18 protein-coding genes are annotated in these 15,430 nt (G+C 63.3%); 13 read left to right on the top strand and 5 right to left on the bottom strand.

Annotated features, from left to right (window positions below):
* Positions 1 to 129 precede the first annotated feature (129 nt).
* The 3 genes from eno to DK842_RS02245 all read left to right on the top strand — a co-directional run bounded on the left by eno (position 130) and on the right by DK842_RS02245 (position 3,550).
* The gene (gene eno, locus DK842_RS02235) at positions 130 to 1,413 is read left to right on the top strand and encodes a phosphopyruvate hydratase (RefSeq protein WP_114059898.1); all 1,284 of its coding nucleotides are present in this window, start codon (positions 130 to 132) and stop codon (positions 1,411 to 1,413) included.
* A gap of 4 nt (positions 1,414 to 1,417) precedes the next feature.
* Positions 1,418 to 1,720 (top strand): cell division protein FtsB, encoded by a 303-nt coding sequence (gene ftsB, locus DK842_RS02240; protein ID WP_114059899.1) that lies wholly within the window; start codon positions 1,418 to 1,420, stop codon positions 1,718 to 1,720.
* A gap of 63 nt (positions 1,721 to 1,783) precedes the next feature.
* A complete protein-coding gene (locus DK842_RS02245) occupies positions 1,784 to 3,550 on the top strand; it encodes a GGDEF domain-containing protein (protein WP_114059900.1) in 1,767 nt (588 codons plus the stop codon).
* A 72-nt stretch (positions 3,551 to 3,622) separates the two neighbouring features.
* Here the strand turns inward: DK842_RS02245 and DK842_RS02250 are convergent, their stop codons facing one another.
* Positions 3,623 to 3,925: an RnfH family protein gene (locus tag DK842_RS02250; protein ID WP_114059901.1), complete on the bottom strand. Its 303-nt coding sequence runs from the start codon at positions 3,923 to 3,925 to the stop codon at positions 3,623 to 3,625.
* A complete protein-coding gene (locus DK842_RS02255) occupies positions 3,918 to 4,355 on the bottom strand; it encodes a type II toxin-antitoxin system RatA family toxin (protein ID WP_114063574.1) in 438 nt (145 codons plus the stop codon). Before DK842_RS02255 ends, DK842_RS02250 begins: the two co-directional genes overlap by 8 nt.
* Positions 4,356 to 4,544: 189 nt before the next feature.
* On the opposite strand from DK842_RS02255, the gene smpB reads away from it, so the two are divergent.
* The 7 genes from smpB (at position 4,545) to DK842_RS02290 (ending at position 9,776) form a co-directional block, all read left to right on the top strand.
* Positions 4,545 to 5,000, top strand: coding sequence for an SsrA-binding protein SmpB (gene smpB, locus DK842_RS02260; protein ID WP_114059902.1), 456 nt, complete (start codon positions 4,545 to 4,547; stop codon positions 4,998 to 5,000).
* The gene (locus DK842_RS02265; protein ID WP_114059903.1) at positions 4,997 to 5,347 is read left to right on the top strand and encodes a hypothetical protein; all 351 of its coding nucleotides are present in this window, start codon (positions 4,997 to 4,999) and stop codon (positions 5,345 to 5,347) included. The genes smpB and DK842_RS02265 overlap by 4 nt, the downstream gene beginning before the upstream one ends.
* 72 nt (positions 5,348 to 5,419) lie before the next feature.
* On the top strand, positions 5,420 to 7,003 hold the full coding sequence (gene guaA, locus DK842_RS02270) for a glutamine-hydrolyzing GMP synthase (RefSeq protein WP_114059904.1): 1,584 nt from the start codon (positions 5,420 to 5,422) through the stop codon (positions 7,001 to 7,003).
* Between the two features lie 372 nt (positions 7,004 to 7,375).
* A complete protein-coding gene (locus DK842_RS02275) occupies positions 7,376 to 8,680 on the top strand; it encodes an MFS transporter (RefSeq protein ID WP_114059905.1) in 1,305 nt (434 codons plus the stop codon).
* Between the two features lie 117 nt (positions 8,681 to 8,797).
* The gene (locus DK842_RS02280) at positions 8,798 to 9,112 is read left to right on the top strand and encodes a DUF883 family protein (RefSeq protein WP_114059906.1); all 315 of its coding nucleotides are present in this window, start codon (positions 8,798 to 8,800) and stop codon (positions 9,110 to 9,112) included.
* Between the two features lie 5 nt (positions 9,113 to 9,117).
* Complete coding sequence (locus tag DK842_RS02285; RefSeq protein WP_114059907.1) at positions 9,118 to 9,510, top strand: phage holin family protein; 393 nt, start codon at positions 9,118 to 9,120, stop codon at positions 9,508 to 9,510.
* Entirely contained in the window at positions 9,507 to 9,776 is a 270-nt protein-coding gene (locus tag DK842_RS02290) for a hypothetical protein (protein ID WP_114059908.1), read from the top strand. Before DK842_RS02285 ends, DK842_RS02290 begins: the two co-directional genes overlap by 4 nt.
* Before the next feature lie 33 nt (positions 9,777 to 9,809).
* On the opposite strand, the gene DK842_RS02295 is transcribed toward DK842_RS02290, so the two are convergent.
* Positions 9,810 to 10,856, bottom strand: a complete 1,047-nt coding sequence (locus DK842_RS02295) for a hypothetical protein (protein ID WP_114059909.1) — start codon at positions 10,854 to 10,856, stop codon at positions 9,810 to 9,812.
* 191 nt (positions 10,857 to 11,047) lie between these two features.
* Between DK842_RS02295 and tadA the strand changes: the two genes are divergently transcribed.
* From tadA to DK842_RS02310, 3 genes are read left to right on the top strand one after another with little or no spacing between them, the layout of a single operon-like run.
* Positions 11,048 to 11,782, top strand: a complete 735-nt coding sequence (gene tadA / locus DK842_RS02300; RefSeq protein ID WP_114059910.1) for a tRNA adenosine(34) deaminase TadA — start codon at positions 11,048 to 11,050, stop codon at positions 11,780 to 11,782.
* 1 nt (position 11,783) lies between these two features.
* Positions 11,784 to 12,413, top strand: a complete 630-nt coding sequence (locus DK842_RS02305) for a L,D-transpeptidase (RefSeq protein ID WP_114059911.1) — start codon at positions 11,784 to 11,786, stop codon at positions 12,411 to 12,413.
* Positions 12,413 to 12,826 carry a DUF2721 domain-containing protein gene (locus DK842_RS02310; RefSeq protein ID WP_114059912.1) on the top strand — a complete coding sequence of 138 codons (414 nt, stop codon included), beginning with the start codon at positions 12,413 to 12,415 and terminating at the stop codon, positions 12,824 to 12,826. Before DK842_RS02305 ends, DK842_RS02310 begins: the two co-directional genes overlap by 1 nt.
* 62 nt (positions 12,827 to 12,888) lie before the next feature.
* Here DK842_RS02310 and DK842_RS02315 read toward each other — a convergent pair whose 3' ends face one another.
* Both DK842_RS02315 and DK842_RS02320 read right to left on the bottom strand, forming a co-directional pair.
* Complete coding sequence (locus tag DK842_RS02315) at positions 12,889 to 13,659, bottom strand: class I SAM-dependent methyltransferase (RefSeq protein ID WP_168194804.1); 771 nt, start codon at positions 13,657 to 13,659, stop codon at positions 12,889 to 12,891.
* A gap of 203 nt (positions 13,660 to 13,862) precedes the next feature.
* Positions 13,863 to 15,389 (bottom strand): fumarate hydratase, encoded by a 1,527-nt coding sequence (locus tag DK842_RS02320; RefSeq protein WP_114059914.1) that lies wholly within the window; start codon positions 15,387 to 15,389, stop codon positions 13,863 to 13,865.
* Positions 15,390 to 15,430 lie beyond the last annotated feature (41 nt).

Consider the following 15,430-nt stretch of genomic DNA (forward strand, 5'->3'; position numbering starts at 1 on the left):
GCCGGACGAGCGTGTACAGCACAATCCCAAGCTGAGCACTTGCTGTCATAAACAGCCGGTACAGTCCGCCTGGCCCGCCAGGCGGACCGCCTCTGCAAGTTCAACCAAAAAGCTATGAAGGGAAAGACAATGAGTTCGATCATTGACGTGGTAGCTCGCGAAATTCTGGACTCCCGCGGCAATCCGACCGTGGAAGCGGATGTATTGCTTGAGTCCGGCATCATGGGCCGCGCGGCCGTGCCGTCCGGTGCCTCCACTGGCACTCGCGAAGCCCTGGAGTTGCGCGACGGCGACAAGAGCCGCTACCTGGGCAAGGGCGTGCTGAAAGCCGTTGACAACATCAACACCGAAATCTGCGAAGCCATCATCGGCCTGGACGCTTCCGATCAAACCTTCATAGACAAGACCCTGATCGAACTGGACGGAACCGAGACCAAATCCCGCCTGGGCGCCAACGCCATGCTGGCCGTCTCCATGGCCGTAGCCCGCGCCGCCGCCGAAGATTCCGGCCTGTCGCTGTACCGCTACCTGGGCGGCGCCGGCCCGATGGCGCTGCCAGTGCCGATGATGAACGTCATCAACGGCGGCGAACACGCCAACAACACCCTGGACATCCAGGAATTCATGATCATCCCCGTGGGCGCGCAAACTTTCCGCGAAGCGTTGCGCATGGGCGCCGAAATCTTCCATAACCTGAAGAAGATCTGCGACAAGAAGGGATACGCCACCACCGTCGGCGACGAAGGCGGCTTCGCCCCGAACCTGGAAAGCCATGAAGACGCGATCAAACTGATCCTGGAAGCCGTGGACGCCGCAGGCTACGTGGCCGGCCAGGACGTGATGATCGCGCTGGACTGCGCCGCCTCCGAGTTCTTCCGCGACGGCAAGTACCACCTGACCGCGGAAAAACTGTCGCTGTCCTCGGAAGAGTTCGCCGACTACCTGGAAAATCTGGTCAACAAGTACCCGATCATCTCGATCGAAGACGGCATGGCCGAGCAAGACTGGGCGGGCTGGAGCCTGCTGACCGATCGCCTGGGCCAGAAAGTCCAGATCGTCGGCGACGACGTGTTCGTCACCAACCCGAAAATCCTGGCCGAAGGCATCGCCAAGGGCGTGGCCAATTCGCTGCTGGTGAAAGTGAACCAGATCGGCACGCTGTCGGAAACCCTGAAAGCAGTTGATCTGGCCAAGCGTTCCCGCTATACCTGCGTTATGAGCCACCGCTCCGGCGAGACCGAAGACAGCACCATCGCCGATCTGGCAGTCGCCACCAACTGCATGCAGATCAAAACCGGCTCGCTGTCGCGCTCAGACCGCATGGCCAAATACAACCAATTGCTGCGCATCGAGGAAGAACTGGGCGACGCCGCCTACTATCCGGGCCGTGCAGCGTTTTACCACCTGAAGTGATTGCATGCGCTGGCTGACCGTGACCCTGGTATCCTTGATTCTTGCCTTGCAATGGCCGCTCTGGTTCGGCAAGGGCAGTTGGCTCAGGGTCTGGCAGCTGGACAAGCAGCTGCAGGAACAGCGGGCGACCACCCAACAGCTGGTTGCCCGCAACGCCGCCCTGGATGCGGAAGTGCGCGATCTGAAGCAAGGCAGTGACGCAATCGAGGAAAGAGCTCGAAATGAACTTGGCATGATTCGCAACGGCGAGGTATTTTTCCAACTGCTGGACCCCAGCAAAAATCCCTCCCGACCGAGTCCGCGATAACGTACACTCACCCACTGACAACCGATGATGGCAGGCCGCCTTAAAAGCACCAAGGTTTGGGCAATGACGACACAAAACCCCATCGAAGTGGCAAGAGAAACCCTGAAGCAGCTTTCCATGCGCAAGCTGCTTCCGACACCGGAAAACTTCGAGCGGGTCTACCATGAGTTGACGCAAACCCCACTGGGGCGCGACAACAAATTGGCGGTGCTGCTGCTAAGAGCGCTGGAAACGCTGCCCCAGGACAATCCCCAGGCCAAGGTCACGCTGACCCGCCTGCGTCAGGTATTGGATGAAAACCGCTGGGAGCAAGCCCCGCAGCTGGTCATCGACTTTCTGCGCTCAATCTTCTCCGCTCAGCAACTGACGCAAAGCTGGGGCCAGCTGATCCAGAACCTGATCAAGAGCTGGGACATGCGCCAGCCCGATCTGCCCCTTCACCACAAGCAAAGCACGCTGGAACGCGTGCTGATCAATTTCGGCAACCAGCCCGACGAACTGAACCAGAAGCTGGTCGCCCTGCTGCAAAACTGGAACGCCTCGCCATCCAGCCGCGACCTCCCCCCGCCAGATCCCCTGCCCGCGCTCGAAGCCGCCGACGATGAAGCCGCAGGCAACTGGCAAGCCTGGCAAAAAACCCTCGCCTTCGCCCTCAAGCACGGGCTCGAACCTCGCCTGCTGGACTATCCGGACCTGGTAGATGGCCTGGAAGCGATGCTGCAGGAGCTGGAAGGCATCAATGACGATGCCAGCCTGAATGTGTTCATGCCCAAACTCCGGGCCTTCATGATCAAGCTGGAGCTGCAATCGCAACAGGAAGGGCGGCTGGCCACCGGCCTCGCCAATCTGTTGAAGCTGATGCTGGACAACGTTGCCGAGCTCAACCGCTCAGACGACTACCTGCTGGGCCAGGTCAGCTCGCTGCAGGAGATTCTGTCGCACGAACCGCTGTCCATGCAGCAGATTTATCAGCTGGAAACCAGCCTCAAGGAAGTCATCCGCAAGCAAGGCATGCTGAAGAGCTCGCTGGACGAAGCCGCCAGCTCCCTGCGCGCGCTGCTGGACCGCTTCGTCAGCCGGTTGGCGATGATGACCGACAGCACCGACGAATTCCACGGCAAAATCCAGGCCCACAGCGAGAAGCTGAAGCAGATGCCCGCCGTGGACGAATTGGGCGGCATCATCGGCGCGTTGATGGAGGACACCTCCATCATGCAACTGGACCTGACGCGCTCCCGCGACGAGCTGGTCTCAGCCAAAGAGCAAGTGGAAGCCGCCGAACGCCGCATCCATGAGCTGGAAAACGCGCTGGAGGCCGCCAGCGCCAAGGTCAAGGAAGACCAGTTGACCGGCGCCTACAACCGCCGCGGCCTGGCCGAGTATTTCCAGCGCGAGATCGGCCGCGCCGAGCGCACCGCCGCGCCACTGTCCGTCGCGCTCTTGGACGTGGACAACTTCAAACAGCTGAACGACCGCTACGGCCACCTGGCCGGCGACGACGCGCTGAAATATCTGGTCGACACCATCAAGCACAGCCTGCGCCCTGCCGACATCGTCGCCCGCTTCGGCGGCGAGGAGTTCGTGATCCTGATGCCGGACACGCCGGAAACCGAAGCGGTGCAGACCGTGCAGCGGCTGCAGCGCGAACTCACCAAGACCTTCTTTCTGGCCAACAACGACAAGCTGCTGATCACCTTCAGCGCCGGCATCGCCCGCTGGCATCTGGGCGAACAAGAGTCCGACGTGCTGGAGCGGGCCGACCACGCGATGTACCAGGCCAAGATCAACGGCAAGAACCGCGTCTGTTCGGCCGAGGACATGCCAAGCTGACGCCAGGCCCTGCTCTCCCCGCGCAAAAAGGGATGGCGAAAGCCATCCCTTTTTCACCATGCAACAAGCGGATCAGCCGCCCTTCTTCATTCTCTTGCCCGCCTCCGCGCGCTGGCGGCGCACTTCTTTCGGGTCCGCCAGCAGCGGACGGTAAATCTCGACCCTATCGCCCTCGCGCAACGGCGCGTCCGGCTTCGCCGCCTTGCCGAACACCCCCAGCTTCAGCGCCGAGCGATCCAGCTCCGGACACGCCTCCAAAATGCCCGAAGCCAGCGCCGCGCCCTGGACGGTCGCGCCCTCAGGCAAGTTCAACGCCACCAGCCACTGCCGGTCTGGCCGGGCATAGGCCACTTCCACATTCAGCCGCTCAGTCATCGCCATACTTCCTATCCGCTTCCTTGATGAAGGCATCCACCAAGGAGCCCGAGATATGGCCGAACACCGGCCCGATCAGCTTTTCCAGAATGCGGCTGGAAAACTGGTAGCGCAGGCTGAACTCAATCTTGCAGCCAAAATCGCCCAGCGGCTTGAAGCTCCATACGCCTTCCAGTTGCTCGAACGGCCCCTCCACCAGCTCCATGCGGATGGATTCGTTCTCCACGTTATGGTTGCGGGTGGTGAACTGCTGGCGCACCTTCAGGTAATCGATATGCAGGCTGGCCACCACCTGGCCGCCATCGCGCGACAGCACCTCGGTCTTGCCGCACCAGGGCAGGAAACGGCTGTAGTTTTCGATATCGTCCACCAGCGCGTACATCTGCGCCGGGGTATGCGCCACCAGGACGCTTTTTTCGACAAGCTGCATCGGCAAAAACCCGGCCCGGCCGGGATCCCGGAACTGACAATCAAGCCCTAATTCTAACAAAAACCGCTTGTCGCCGCCCGCCGGCCCGAAACGGCGCGGATCGTTCAACATCAAGCCACTGAAAAGACACGACTTTGGTTGCGCGGCCGCTTCTGATACAATGTCGGATTCAAAGGAACTCACCGTCACATGAGCATCATCCAGAACCGCAAGGCTTTCCACGACTACTTCATCGAGGAAAAACTCGAGGCCGGGCTTGTGCTGGAAGGGTGGGAAGTCAAGGCCATCCGCGCCGGCCGCGTGCAGCTGAAGGAAAGCTACGTCGATTGGAAAAACGGCGCCTTCTGGCTGATAGGCTGCCACATCACTCCGCTGCAGTCCGCCTCCACCCACGTCAAGCCAGACCCTGTTCGCCCGCGCAAACTGCTGATGTCGCAAGAGCAAATCAATCGCTTCATCGGCAAGGTGGAACGCGCCGGCTACACCATGATGGCGCTGGATCTGCATTACGCCAAAGGCAACGTCAAGGCCGAAGTGGGCCTGGCCAAGGGCAAGAAGCTGCACGATAAGCGCGACACCGAGAAAGACCGCGAATGGCAGCGCGAGAAGCAGCGCGTGATGAAGAACCAACGGGGCGCGGCATGAAGCGCGGCGCCTCCCTGCCCATCGCCCTGATCTGCGTCGGCAGCGTCTGGCTGCTGAAAAGCACCGCCCTGCTGCCCAACACCTCCACCCTGCTCGCCCTGCTGCTGTTCGCGGCGGGCGTGTTGCTATTCGCGCTGGACGGCTTCAACAAATCCACGCTGGTGACCAGCCCGATGCTGGCCTACTCCGGAGCCAGCGTCTACGCGATAGACCAGCTCGGCCTGCGCGCCACCCACTTCGTGGCGCTGGGCATGGTATTGATGGGCGCCCTGCTGCTGGCCGCGCGCAGCGACCGCGTGCCGGAGCGCTCAGAACCTCGCCGCCGGCTACCGCCCGACGAAGACTGAGCGCGGCGAAACCGCAAAATAATTTTCAGCATTGACGATAATGGCCTTAACGGCCTGCATTACTTTTCAAGGATAGGCATGGACAAGATCCTCATTCTCGACTTCGGCTCCCAGGTCACCCAGCTGATCGCCCGCCGCGTACGCGAAGCTCACGTTTACTGTGAGCTTCATTCTTTCGACATGCCCATCGAAGAGATCCAGGCCTTCGCGCCCAAGGCTATCATTCTGTCCGGCGGCCCCAATTCGGTGTACGAGTCCGACTACCAGGCCGATCCCAAACTGTTCGAGCTGGGCGTGCCGGTGCTGGGCATCTGCTACGGCATGCAGTTCATGGCCCAGACCCTGGGCGGCAAGGTGGAAAGCGGCGACAAGCGCGAGTTCGGCTACGCCCAGATCAAGGCCCGCCACCACTCCAAGCTGCTGGAAGGTCTGCAGGACCAGATCGACGACGCCGGCAACGGCTATCTCGACGTCTGGATGAGCCACGGCGACAAAGTGACCGCGCTGCCGGCCGGCTTCCAAGTGATCGCCGAAACCCCATCCTGCCCGTACGCAGCGATGGCCGACGAAGCCCGCGGCTTCTACGGCGTGCAGTTCCACCCGGAAGTGACCCACACAAAGCGCGGCACTGAAATCATCCACCGCTTCGTGCTGCACGTGGCCGGCTGCAAACCCAGCTGGACCATGCCCAACTACATCGATGAAGCGGTGAAGAAGATCCGCGAGCAAGTCGGCGACGAAGAAGTGATCCTCGGCCTGTCCGGCGGCGTGGACTCCTCGGTGGCCGCCGCGCTGATCCATCGCGCCATCGGCGACCAACTCACCTGCGTCTTCGTCGACCACGGCCTGCTGCGCCTGAACGAAGGCAAGATGGTGATGGAAATGTTCGCCCAGAACCTGGGCGTCAAGGTGGTCCATGTGCAGGCCGAAGCCGACTTCATGGCCAAGCTGGCCGGCGAGTCCGACCCAGAGAAGAAGCGCAAGATCATCGGCGCCGAATTCATCGAAGTCTTCGACCGCGAGTCCGGCAAGCTGACCAACGCCAAGTGGCTGGCCCAGGGCACCATCTACCCGGACGTGATCGAATCGGCCGGCGCCAAGACCAAGAAGGCGCACACCATCAAGAGCCACCACAATGTGGGCGGCCTGCCGGAAGACATGAACCTGAAACTGCTGGAGCCGCTGCGCGAGCTGTTCAAGGACGAAGTCCGCCAGCTGGGCGTAGCCCTGGGCCTGCCGCACGACATGGTCTATCGCCATCCGTTCCCGGGCCCGGGCCTGGGCGTGCGCATCCTGGGCGAAGTGAAGAAGGAATACGCCGACCTGCTGCGCCAGGCCGACGCCATCTTCATCGAAGAGCTGCGCAACACCGTCGACGAGAAGACCGGCAAGAACTGGTACGAACTGACCAGCCAGGCCTTCGCCGTGTTCCTGCCGGTGAAGTCCGTCGGCGTGATGGGCGACGGCCGCACTTACGACTACGTCGTCGCATTGCGCGCCGTGGTGACCAGCGACTTTATGACCGCCCACTGGGCGGAGCTGCCCTACAGCCTGCTGGGCCGCGCGTCCAACCGCATCATCAACGAAGTCCGCGGCATCAACCGCGTGGTTTACGACGTATCCGGCAAACCGCCGGCGACGATCGAGTGGGAGTGATTCCACGTTAGGCTGGCATCTCCCAGCACATAAAATCCTCAAGCCCGCGTCGCCGCGGGCTTTTTTCTGTCTCGGCATTAGGCCGCCACAGGGTACCCGCCCTCTTCCAAGACCTATTGAGATGGGAACTGACGCGCCATTCGCTCTTTCATGCTTGGCTGATGTCGTCAAGAACGCCGCCAGGCGGGCACTTAGGTCTATGCCAACAGCCACGCCTCCCGAAAAACAATGCGATAGGAATATGATTATTACCGCAGTATGGCCATCCCGCGCTAAACTGGCGACCATGCGCGAGCGAGCCGCCCCCTAAACGGACTCGCTCTTTACCATAGCGATGCCGCCAGATCGGCATCCCAAGCACCGTGATTGACCATGACTGACTCCCGATCCACCCCGCTCACCCGCACCGATTACAAGACGCTGGGCCTGGCCGCGCTGGGCGGCGCGCTGGAAATCTACGATTTCATCATCTTCGCCTTCTTCGCCACCACGCTGAGCAAGTTGTTCTTCCCGCCGGACATGCCTGAATGGCTGCGGCTGCTGCAAACCTTCGGCATCTTCGCCACAGGCTACCTGGCGCGGCCGCTGGGCGGCATCCTGATGGCGCATTTCGCCGACCGGCTGGGCCGCAAGCGCGTGTTCAGCCTCACCATTCTGATGATGGCCGGCCCCTGTCTATTGATAGGCCTGATGCCCACCTATGCCGACATCGGCATCCTCGCCCCGCTGGTTTTGCTGTCGCTGCGCATCCTGCAGGGCGCGGCGGTTGGCGGAGAAGTGCCCAGCGCCTGGTCCTTTGTCGCCGAACACGCGCCACCCGGCCGCCGCGGCTACGCGCTGGGCGTGCTTCAGGCCGGTCTGACCTTCGGCTATCTGCTGGGCGCGCTGACCGCCACCTTTCTCGCCCGCGTGTTCACGCCGCAGGAAATGCTGGACTACGCCTGGCGCATTCCCTTCCTGCTGGGCGGCCCCTTCGGCCTCCTGGGCGTATGGCTGCGTCGCTGGCTGAGCGAAACGCCGGTATTCCTGGCGATGCGCGAGCGCCAGACCGAGCGCGCGTCCTACCCGCTGGCCAACGTGCTCCGCCGCCATAAGGGCGCGCTGCTGCCGGCCGCGGCGCTGACCTGCGTCCTCACCTCGGCGGTGGTGGTGCTGGTGGTGGTGACGCCCACACTGCTGCAGCAACGGTTCGGCCTGCACGCGGACCACGCCTTCGCGCTCAGCAGCGTCGGCATCGTGTTTCTCAATATCGGCTGCGTGATCGCCGGCCACGTCTGCGACCGAATCGGGCAACGCCGCAGCCTGCTGCTGTATTGTCTGCTGCTGCCGATAGGCATCGCCGCGCTGTACGCGGACCTGATCGGCAACTGGGGCTGGACCGGCCTCGCCTACGCCTTCGCCGGTCTGTGCTGCGGCATCGTCGGCGTAGTGCCGTCCATCATGGTGGGCATGTTTCCCGCAGACGTGCGCGTGTCGGGCATCTCGTTCACCTACAACATCGCCTACTCGGCCTGGGCCAGCGTCACGCCGCTGCTGCTGATCGCGGCCATGCCGTGGAGTCCATGGATTTGCGTGCTGTACTGCGCGCTGCTGGCGCTGGCGGGGCTGCTCTGCGCCGGCGTCGCCCGCCGCGCGCAGGAACCTTCGCTGGACGAGGCGCTCTACCAACATGGATAGGCCGCCGGCGCGGAGGTTTGACTCTGCCGCCGCGGCCTGTTAGCTTGGGCTTGACTCGGCCGGCGTGCTGCGCCGCGTCATGAGCCGCTTCTTTTCAACATTCGCCAGGAGGTTGTCATGTCCACTGCCGCTAGCGCCAAGGAAAAAGAACAATTGCTGGATGACGTGCGCCAGGTGCTGAACAGCACCGAAGAGTTGATCAACACCGCCGTCGACGACGGCAGCCAGCACAGCAAGGAGCTGCGCAAACGCCTGTCCGACAAGCTGGGCACCGCCAAAGCCAAGCTGCGCGACGCCGAAGTGGCCGTAGTGGGCAAGGCCAAGGAAGCCGCCAAGGCCACCGACCAATACGTGCACGACAACCCGTGGAAATCCATCGGCATCGCCGCCGGCGTGGGCTTCCTGCTGGGCATGCTGGTATCCCGCCGCTAAGCTCGATGTCCGATCCCGCTCAAGCCCCCCGCCCCGGCACCCTTCGTTCGTTCGCGGGCGGCTTGGCGTCGCTGCTGCTGACCCGTGCCGAACTCGCCGCGCTGGAAGCGCAAGAGCTGAAAGACGAGATTGTCGGCAATTTGCTGCAAGGCATGCTGGGCATGGTGCTGCTGGGCTGCGGCCTGATCGCCGCGGTGCTGGCGCTGTGGGCGCTGACGCCGGCACCATGGCGCATCGCCGTCATGGCCGGCTTGGCGCTGTTGCTGTGCGGCGGCGGACTTAGCCTGCTGCTGGCGCTGCGGCGACGCTTGCGCCGACAGGCGCCGCCGTTTTCCGCCACGCTGGAAGAAACCCGCAAGGATTGGGCCGCTCTGGGTCCAGGTGGGGAACGCGCATGAGCCCGCAGGACAGGGAACTGAAGAAACAGCTGCTAGTGATGAAGGGCGAAGCCCTGCGCGTCAAATTGCGGCTGGAAAAACAGCGGCTGCTGCTGCCGTTGCAGTGGGCCGGTGATGGTTTCTCCGTCTGGCGCTCGCCCGGCCTGGCCGCCGCGCTGGAGGCGCTGAGTAGATTCGTACCGGACGGCAAGCTGGGCCGCTGGCTGAAAGACGGCGCCAGACTGTGGGCCGTCTGGCGTCTGCTGCGCCGCGCGCTCAGCCGCTGACGCCCAGGCGACGGCAAGCGGCTCTCCACGCCATCAGGCGCTCGCCGTCTCTCCGCTCTCTGCCGGCGCGCTGACATCGACCGCCATCTGCTCGCCCATCGCAGCCAGGGCCTCAGGCCCACCCTTGAGTATCTTGTCGACATCCTCCAGCGACTTTTCCGCTTTCTGGATGTCCTCGCGCAGCCCCCTCTCCTTGTGCTCGTCCTGGCTCTTCAGCTGTTGGGCCATCTGTTTGACGAACGCTTTCACCATGTTCAAGACCTGCTTCATTTCCTGGATATCCGGATCGGAAGCCACAGGATTGCCCTTCATCAGCATGCTGCGCAGCGCGGCTCTGGAATCCACCGCCTGCGCCTGCGGGACATCCTGATTTTTTGCCGCTTCGCCGGCCGCCTCCTGCTTGGCGTCTGCCGAAGCAGGGACGCCCGCCGCGCCAGCCGCATCCTGCCGTTCCCTGTCCTCGCCAGACCGAGTAGGCTCTTCCGGCTTGGCCGCGGCGAGCGCGGCGTCAGCCGCTGCTCCCGCGCCCGTGCCGCCGGCATCGACAGCGGAATCGCCAGCCGCCTGCTCATCCGCAGCGCCTGCGGCCGGCTCAGCCCCCTCTCCGCCAGCAGGCGATTCGCCCGCAGCCTGGCCCTCCCCGGCGCGGACCGCCATCTGCTGATCCACCGCGCTCTCCGTCATGCTGGCCACCAGCTCTTTCAAAGACCGGGCCAGCCTGGCCAATTCCGACGCCAGCGCGCGCAGACTGGCCTTGTCGTGCACCATCATCATTTGCTGACGCAAAGCCTCCACCCTTTGCTTCAGGAGAGCCTTCTGCATGGCGTTCGCCTCGCTGCTTTGCTTCTGAGTCGGGCGGCTCAGATCCACCCGCAACTTCTGCATATAGGCCTGCAGCCCCTGATTCAACGACTTCTGCAGCGCGCTTAACGGATCCGGCAGCTTGGCCTGAAGAGGATTTTGGGCATTGTTTTCTTGGAGGTCTGAGGGCGTCGCGCCGCCCCCTTTGGCGGCGGCGGCCGGCGTCGGGCTCTGCCTCCACAGGTTGATGCCGGATGGCGAAGACGGAATCACGGGCATGGCTATTCTTTCTGCTATTTTCTTACCATATCGTCACGAATCCGCAATTCTTTATGCCAAATAAGGCAATCTTCATGTTAAAACGGGATTTCCGCATGCCAGACCGGCGCAAGAGTCCATTCGTTTTGCCCCGCGCGGGAAACGCGCGATAATGACAGCATCGCCGCAACCGTTTTTCACGCCGACTCTCCGTGACGCTTTCTTCCCCACCGCTGCCGCCGACGGCCATATCCTGGCTGGCCCAGCTGAATATTCATACCCGCCAGCAGTTGCGCGACCGCGGCGCGGTCACCGTCTTTCTGCAATTGAAAGCCGCCGGCCACACCGCCACCCGACGACTGTTGTTCGCGCTGGAGGCCGCTGCCCGCGGCATACACTGGCAGCAACTGCGGGATGACGACAAAGCCGAGCTGCTGCGCCTGCTATCCGCCCATCCGCCGGTGGCCCTGCCGCCGGATGCTCGCGATTGCCGCCGCCACATGCAGCTGGCGCGGGAGCTGGCGGCGCAGGCCGCAGCCGAGGGCGAAGTGCCGGTGGGCGCGCTGGTGGTGAAGGACGGAGAGATCATCGGCCGCGGCTACAATCAGCCGATAGGCCGCCACGACCCGTCCGCCCACGCCGAAATGCAGGCGCTGCGCGACGCCGCCGCGCGCCTGGGCAACTACCGGCTCGACGGCTGCGACCTCTACGTGACGCTGGAGCCCTGCCCGATGTGCAGCGGCGCCATCCTGCACGCGCGCGTCTCCCGCGTGATCTACGGCGCCGCCGACGCCAAGACCGGAGCGGCCGGGAGCACCATCGACCTGTTCGCCGATCCGCGGCTCAACCACCACGCGGCGGTATTCGGCGGCGTGGAGGCGGAAGCCTGCGCCGAACAGCTATCCGCCTTCTTCCGCCAACGGCGGCAATCGGCCGGGGAGGCCTGACATGCGCCGGCTCATCGCCATTCTGCTCGCCTGCCTGGCCGGCCAGTCCTTCGGAGCCGGCATCGACGACGCGGCGCTGATCCTGCAGGCGCAAACCGATGGCCCGCTGCGCGCCACCCATCCCAACACCCGCCATTACGGCGCGCCCTGGGTCTGGGTAAGCGTCAAATCGCAAACGCTTCGCCTGTTGGACGGATGGGGCCTGATACAGAAGGAATACGTGGTCTCCACCGCCAAAAACGGCGTGGGCGAAACGAGCGGCAGCTACCAGACCCCGCGCGGCTGGCACAGCGTCTGCGAAAAATTGGGCGACGGCGCCGAGGAAAACACCATTATTTTCCGGCGCAAGGTGACGCCGTGGAAATACACGCCCGAGCTGCACGCCCAGTATCCGAACAAGGACTGGATCCTCACCCGCATCCTGTGGCTATGCGGACAGGAGCCCGGCCTGAACCAGGGCGGCAACGTGGACAGCTATGATCGCGCCATCTACATCCACGGCGCCGGAGATCATGTACCATGGGGCCGTCCCAGCTCGCTGGGCTGCGTCCGCATGAAAAACCGCGATGTGATTGAACTGTTCGATGCCGTGCCCAACGGCACCGACGTATGGATAGACGAGAACTCCTGATGCATTCCGCCCTGAACTTGGCCACTCCGGCCCTGCTGTTTCCCGCCGTCTCGCTGCTGCTCTTGGCCTACACCAACCGTTTCCTGGGGCTGGCCGGCATCATCCGCAACCTGTACGAGGAATACCGCGACAGCCAGGACCAGAAAATCCTGCGCCAGATCGGCAACCTGCGCACCCGCATCACGCTGATCAAGTGGATGCAGTTCATGGGCATCGCCAGCCTATTCCTGTGCACGGTGGCCATGTTCCAGATCTATACCGGCTGGCAGGCCACCGGGGAAGTGACCTTCGGCGCCAGCCTGCTGTGCATGATCGCTTCGCTGGCGGTGTCGCTGCTGGAGCTGGTGCGCTCGTCGGACGCGCTCAACATTCTGCTGTCCGACCTGCAGGCGGAATACGACCGCCGCCATTGATCCCCTGCCGCAAACGAAAAAGCGCCCGCGATCGGGCGCTTTTTTGCGTCCATTGAACTCGCTCAGCCGATCAGGCCAGCCGCGCCATCCTTGCGCGCCACCATCAGGTGCAGCGGCAGATCCACCCGCCGGGTCTGGCCTCTCGGCCCCCAGGCGCGGGTGATGCGCTGACAGGCGTCGTCCAGAATGCTCTCCCCCAGCGCCTGCTTGCACAGCTTGCTGGCCGACGTGGTGTTGAGAAAGCCCAGGAAATGATCCAGCGCCCAATCGTTGCTGATGGTGAAGCTGGGCGCCTTCAACAGCGGCAACGGACAGCCGCTGCCGCGGAAATCGTCCCACAACAGCTGGCAGCGGCTGGACCAGAACGGCTCGATGATGGACCACAGCACGCTGCAGGCGCGGTCGATTTCCGGCGACACCACGCAATGGTGATAGCCCCAGGCGGCGAAAATGCCGCCTGGCTTCAGCACCCGCTCCATTTCCGGCCAGAACGACGGCAGATGGAACCAGTGCAGCGCCTGCGACACGCAGATCAGGTCAAAGCAGTCGTCGTCGAACGGGGTCACTTCGGCCGGGCATTCGCGGTAATACACCTGTGTATGCGGCTCCGCCGCGGACAACTGGGTGGAACTGATGTCGGTGGCGTCGACGCGCGAGAAGTTCTGTCCCAGCCTGACCGCCGTCTGCCCGCTGCCGGTCGCGCAGTCCCACGCGCGCTGGTTGCCGGGACACAACGGCAACAGCCAGTCATACAGCGCTTCCGGGTAAGCCGGACGGAAACGCGCGTACAGATCGGAGTAAAGATTGAAGGTGGCGACGGAGCCGAGTTCCATATTCATTACTCGCTAGGTAAAAACACTGAAACAATGCCGGAAACATTTTTAGTATGTATGCCCTAAGCCACAGATTTGCAAGATAAAAAATGGAAAACATCGCAGATTGCCATGCTGTGCCGTCAGTCTGCAACACGGGAGTCCCCGCAGCGGCCGCGACACAAAAAAAACCGCTCCATTTGGAGCGGTTTTTCTGCGCGCTGTCAGGCCGCGCTGACCGGAATCTTTCCAATCTTCACTCGCCATTCCGCCGGGCCGGTGTTGTGCACCGAGGTGCCACAGGAATCCACCGCCACCGTCACCGGCATGTCCTTGACCTCGAACTCGTAGATCGCCTCCATGCCCAGGTCGGCGAAGCCCACCACCTTGGACGCCTTGATCGCCTTGGACACCAGGTAGGCGGAACCGCCCACCGCCATCAGGTACACCGCCTTGTTGTCCTTGATCGCCTCGATCGCCGCCGGGCCGCGCTCGGCCTTGCCTATCATGCCCAACAGGCCGGTCTGCTCCAGCATCTGGCGCGTGAACTTGTCCATGCGGGTGGCGGTGGTGGGGCCGGCCGGGCCGACCACTTCATCGCGCACCGGATCGACCGGGCCGACGTAGTAGATGAAGCGGTTGGTGAAGTCCACCGGCAGCTTCTCGCCCTTGTTCAGCATGTCGATCATGCGCTTGTGCGCGGCGTCGCGGCCGGTCAGGATCTTGCCGTTCAGCAGCAGCACATCGCCCGGCTGCCAGCTGGCCACTTCGTCCTTGGTGATCTTGTCCAGATCCACGCGCTTGCCGTTGGACGCGTCGTAGGTGATGTCCGGCCAGTCTTCCAGCTTGGGCGGCTCCAGATGGGCCGGGCCGTTGCCGTCCAGATGGAAATGGATGTGGCGGGTGGCGGCGCAGTTCGGGATCATCGCCACCGGCAGCGAGGCCGCGTGGGTCGGGTAGTCCAGAATCTTCACATCCAGCACCGTGGTCAGGCCGCCCAGGCCCTGGGCGCCGATGCCCAGCGCGTTGACCTTCTCGAACAGCTCCAGGCGCAGCGCTTCGACGCGGGACAGTTCCGCGCCGGCGGCGGCCTTGGCCTTCAACTCGTGGATGTCGACATGGTCCATCAGGCTTTCTTTGGCCAGCAGCATGGCCTTTTCCGGCGTGCCGCCGATGCCGATGCCGAGGATGCCCGGCGGACACCAGCCGGCGCCCATGGTCGGCACCGTCTTCAGCACCCAATCCACGATGGAGTCGGACGGATTCAGCATCGCCAGCTTGGACTTGTTCTCCGAGCCGCCGCCCTTGGCCGCGCAGATCACGTCCACCTGGTCGCCTTCGACGATCTCGAAGTGCACCACGGCCGGGGTGTTGTCCTTGGAGTTCTGGCGCTTGCCTGCCGGGTCCAGCAGCACGGAGGCGCGCAGCTTGTTGTCCGGATGGTTGTAAGCGCGGCGCACGCCCTCGTTGACCATCTCCTGCACGCTCAAAGCGGCATCCCACTGCACTTTCATGCCCACTTTGAGAAACACCACGGCGATGCCGGTATCCTGGCAGATCGGGCGCTGGCCTTCGGCGCACATGCGGCTGTTGACCAGGATTTGCGCCATCGCGTCCTTGGCGGCGATGCTCTCCTCGTTCAAGTAAGCCTGGTACAGCGCGTCGATATAGTCCTTCGGGTGGTAGCAGCTGATGTACTGGAAGGCATCGGCGATGCTCTGGATGAAGTCTTCCTGGCGGATGATGGTCATAAGGCTGTCTCGAGAAACCGGGCGCCGGTGGGGCCGCCCGT

This window comes from Chromobacterium phragmitis, from assembly GCF_003325475.1.
GTDB classification, from domain to species: domain Bacteria; phylum Pseudomonadota; class Gammaproteobacteria; order Burkholderiales; family Chromobacteriaceae; genus Chromobacterium; species Chromobacterium phragmitis.

Excerpts from the sequence above, each read along its gene's own strand:
- eno (WP_114059898.1), top strand. The coding sequence starts at position 130 with ATGAGTTCGATCATTGACGTGGTAGCTCGCGAAATTCTGGACTCCCGC.
- ftsB (WP_114059899.1), top strand. The coding sequence starts at position 1,418 with ATGCGCTGGCTGACCGTGACCCTGGTATCCTTGATTCTTGCCTTGCAA.
- DK842_RS02245 (WP_114059900.1), top strand. The coding sequence starts at position 1,784 with ATGACGACACAAAACCCCATCGAAGTGGCAAGAGAAACCCTGAAGCAG.
- DK842_RS02250 (WP_114059901.1), bottom strand. The coding sequence starts at position 3,925 with ATGACTGAGCGGCTGAATGTGGAAGTGGCCTATGCCCGGCCAGACCGG.
- DK842_RS02255 (WP_114063574.1), bottom strand. The coding sequence starts at position 4,355 with ATGCAGCTTGTCGAAAAAAGCGTCCTGGTGGCGCATACCCCGGCGCAG.
- smpB (WP_114059902.1), top strand. The coding sequence starts at position 4,545 with ATGAGCATCATCCAGAACCGCAAGGCTTTCCACGACTACTTCATCGAG.
- DK842_RS02265 (WP_114059903.1), top strand. The coding sequence starts at position 4,997 with ATGAAGCGCGGCGCCTCCCTGCCCATCGCCCTGATCTGCGTCGGCAGC.
- DK842_RS02275 (WP_114059905.1), top strand. The coding sequence starts at position 7,376 with ATGACTGACTCCCGATCCACCCCGCTCACCCGCACCGATTACAAGACG.
- DK842_RS02280 (WP_114059906.1), top strand. The coding sequence starts at position 8,798 with ATGTCCACTGCCGCTAGCGCCAAGGAAAAAGAACAATTGCTGGATGAC.
- DK842_RS02285 (WP_114059907.1), top strand. The coding sequence starts at position 9,118 with ATGTCCGATCCCGCTCAAGCCCCCCGCCCCGGCACCCTTCGTTCGTTC.
- DK842_RS02290 (WP_114059908.1), top strand. The coding sequence starts at position 9,507 with ATGAGCCCGCAGGACAGGGAACTGAAGAAACAGCTGCTAGTGATGAAG.
- DK842_RS02295 (WP_114059909.1), bottom strand. The coding sequence starts at position 10,856 with ATGCCCGTGATTCCGTCTTCGCCATCCGGCATCAACCTGTGGAGGCAG.
- DK842_RS02305 (WP_114059911.1), top strand. The coding sequence starts at position 11,784 with ATGCGCCGGCTCATCGCCATTCTGCTCGCCTGCCTGGCCGGCCAGTCC.
- DK842_RS02310 (WP_114059912.1), top strand. The coding sequence starts at position 12,413 with ATGCATTCCGCCCTGAACTTGGCCACTCCGGCCCTGCTGTTTCCCGCC.
- DK842_RS02315 (WP_168194804.1), bottom strand. The coding sequence starts at position 13,659 with ATGGAACTCGGCTCCGTCGCCACCTTCAATCTTTACTCCGATCTGTAC.
- DK842_RS02320 (WP_114059914.1), bottom strand. The coding sequence starts at position 15,389 with ATGACCATCATCCGCCAGGAAGACTTCATCCAGAGCATCGCCGATGCC.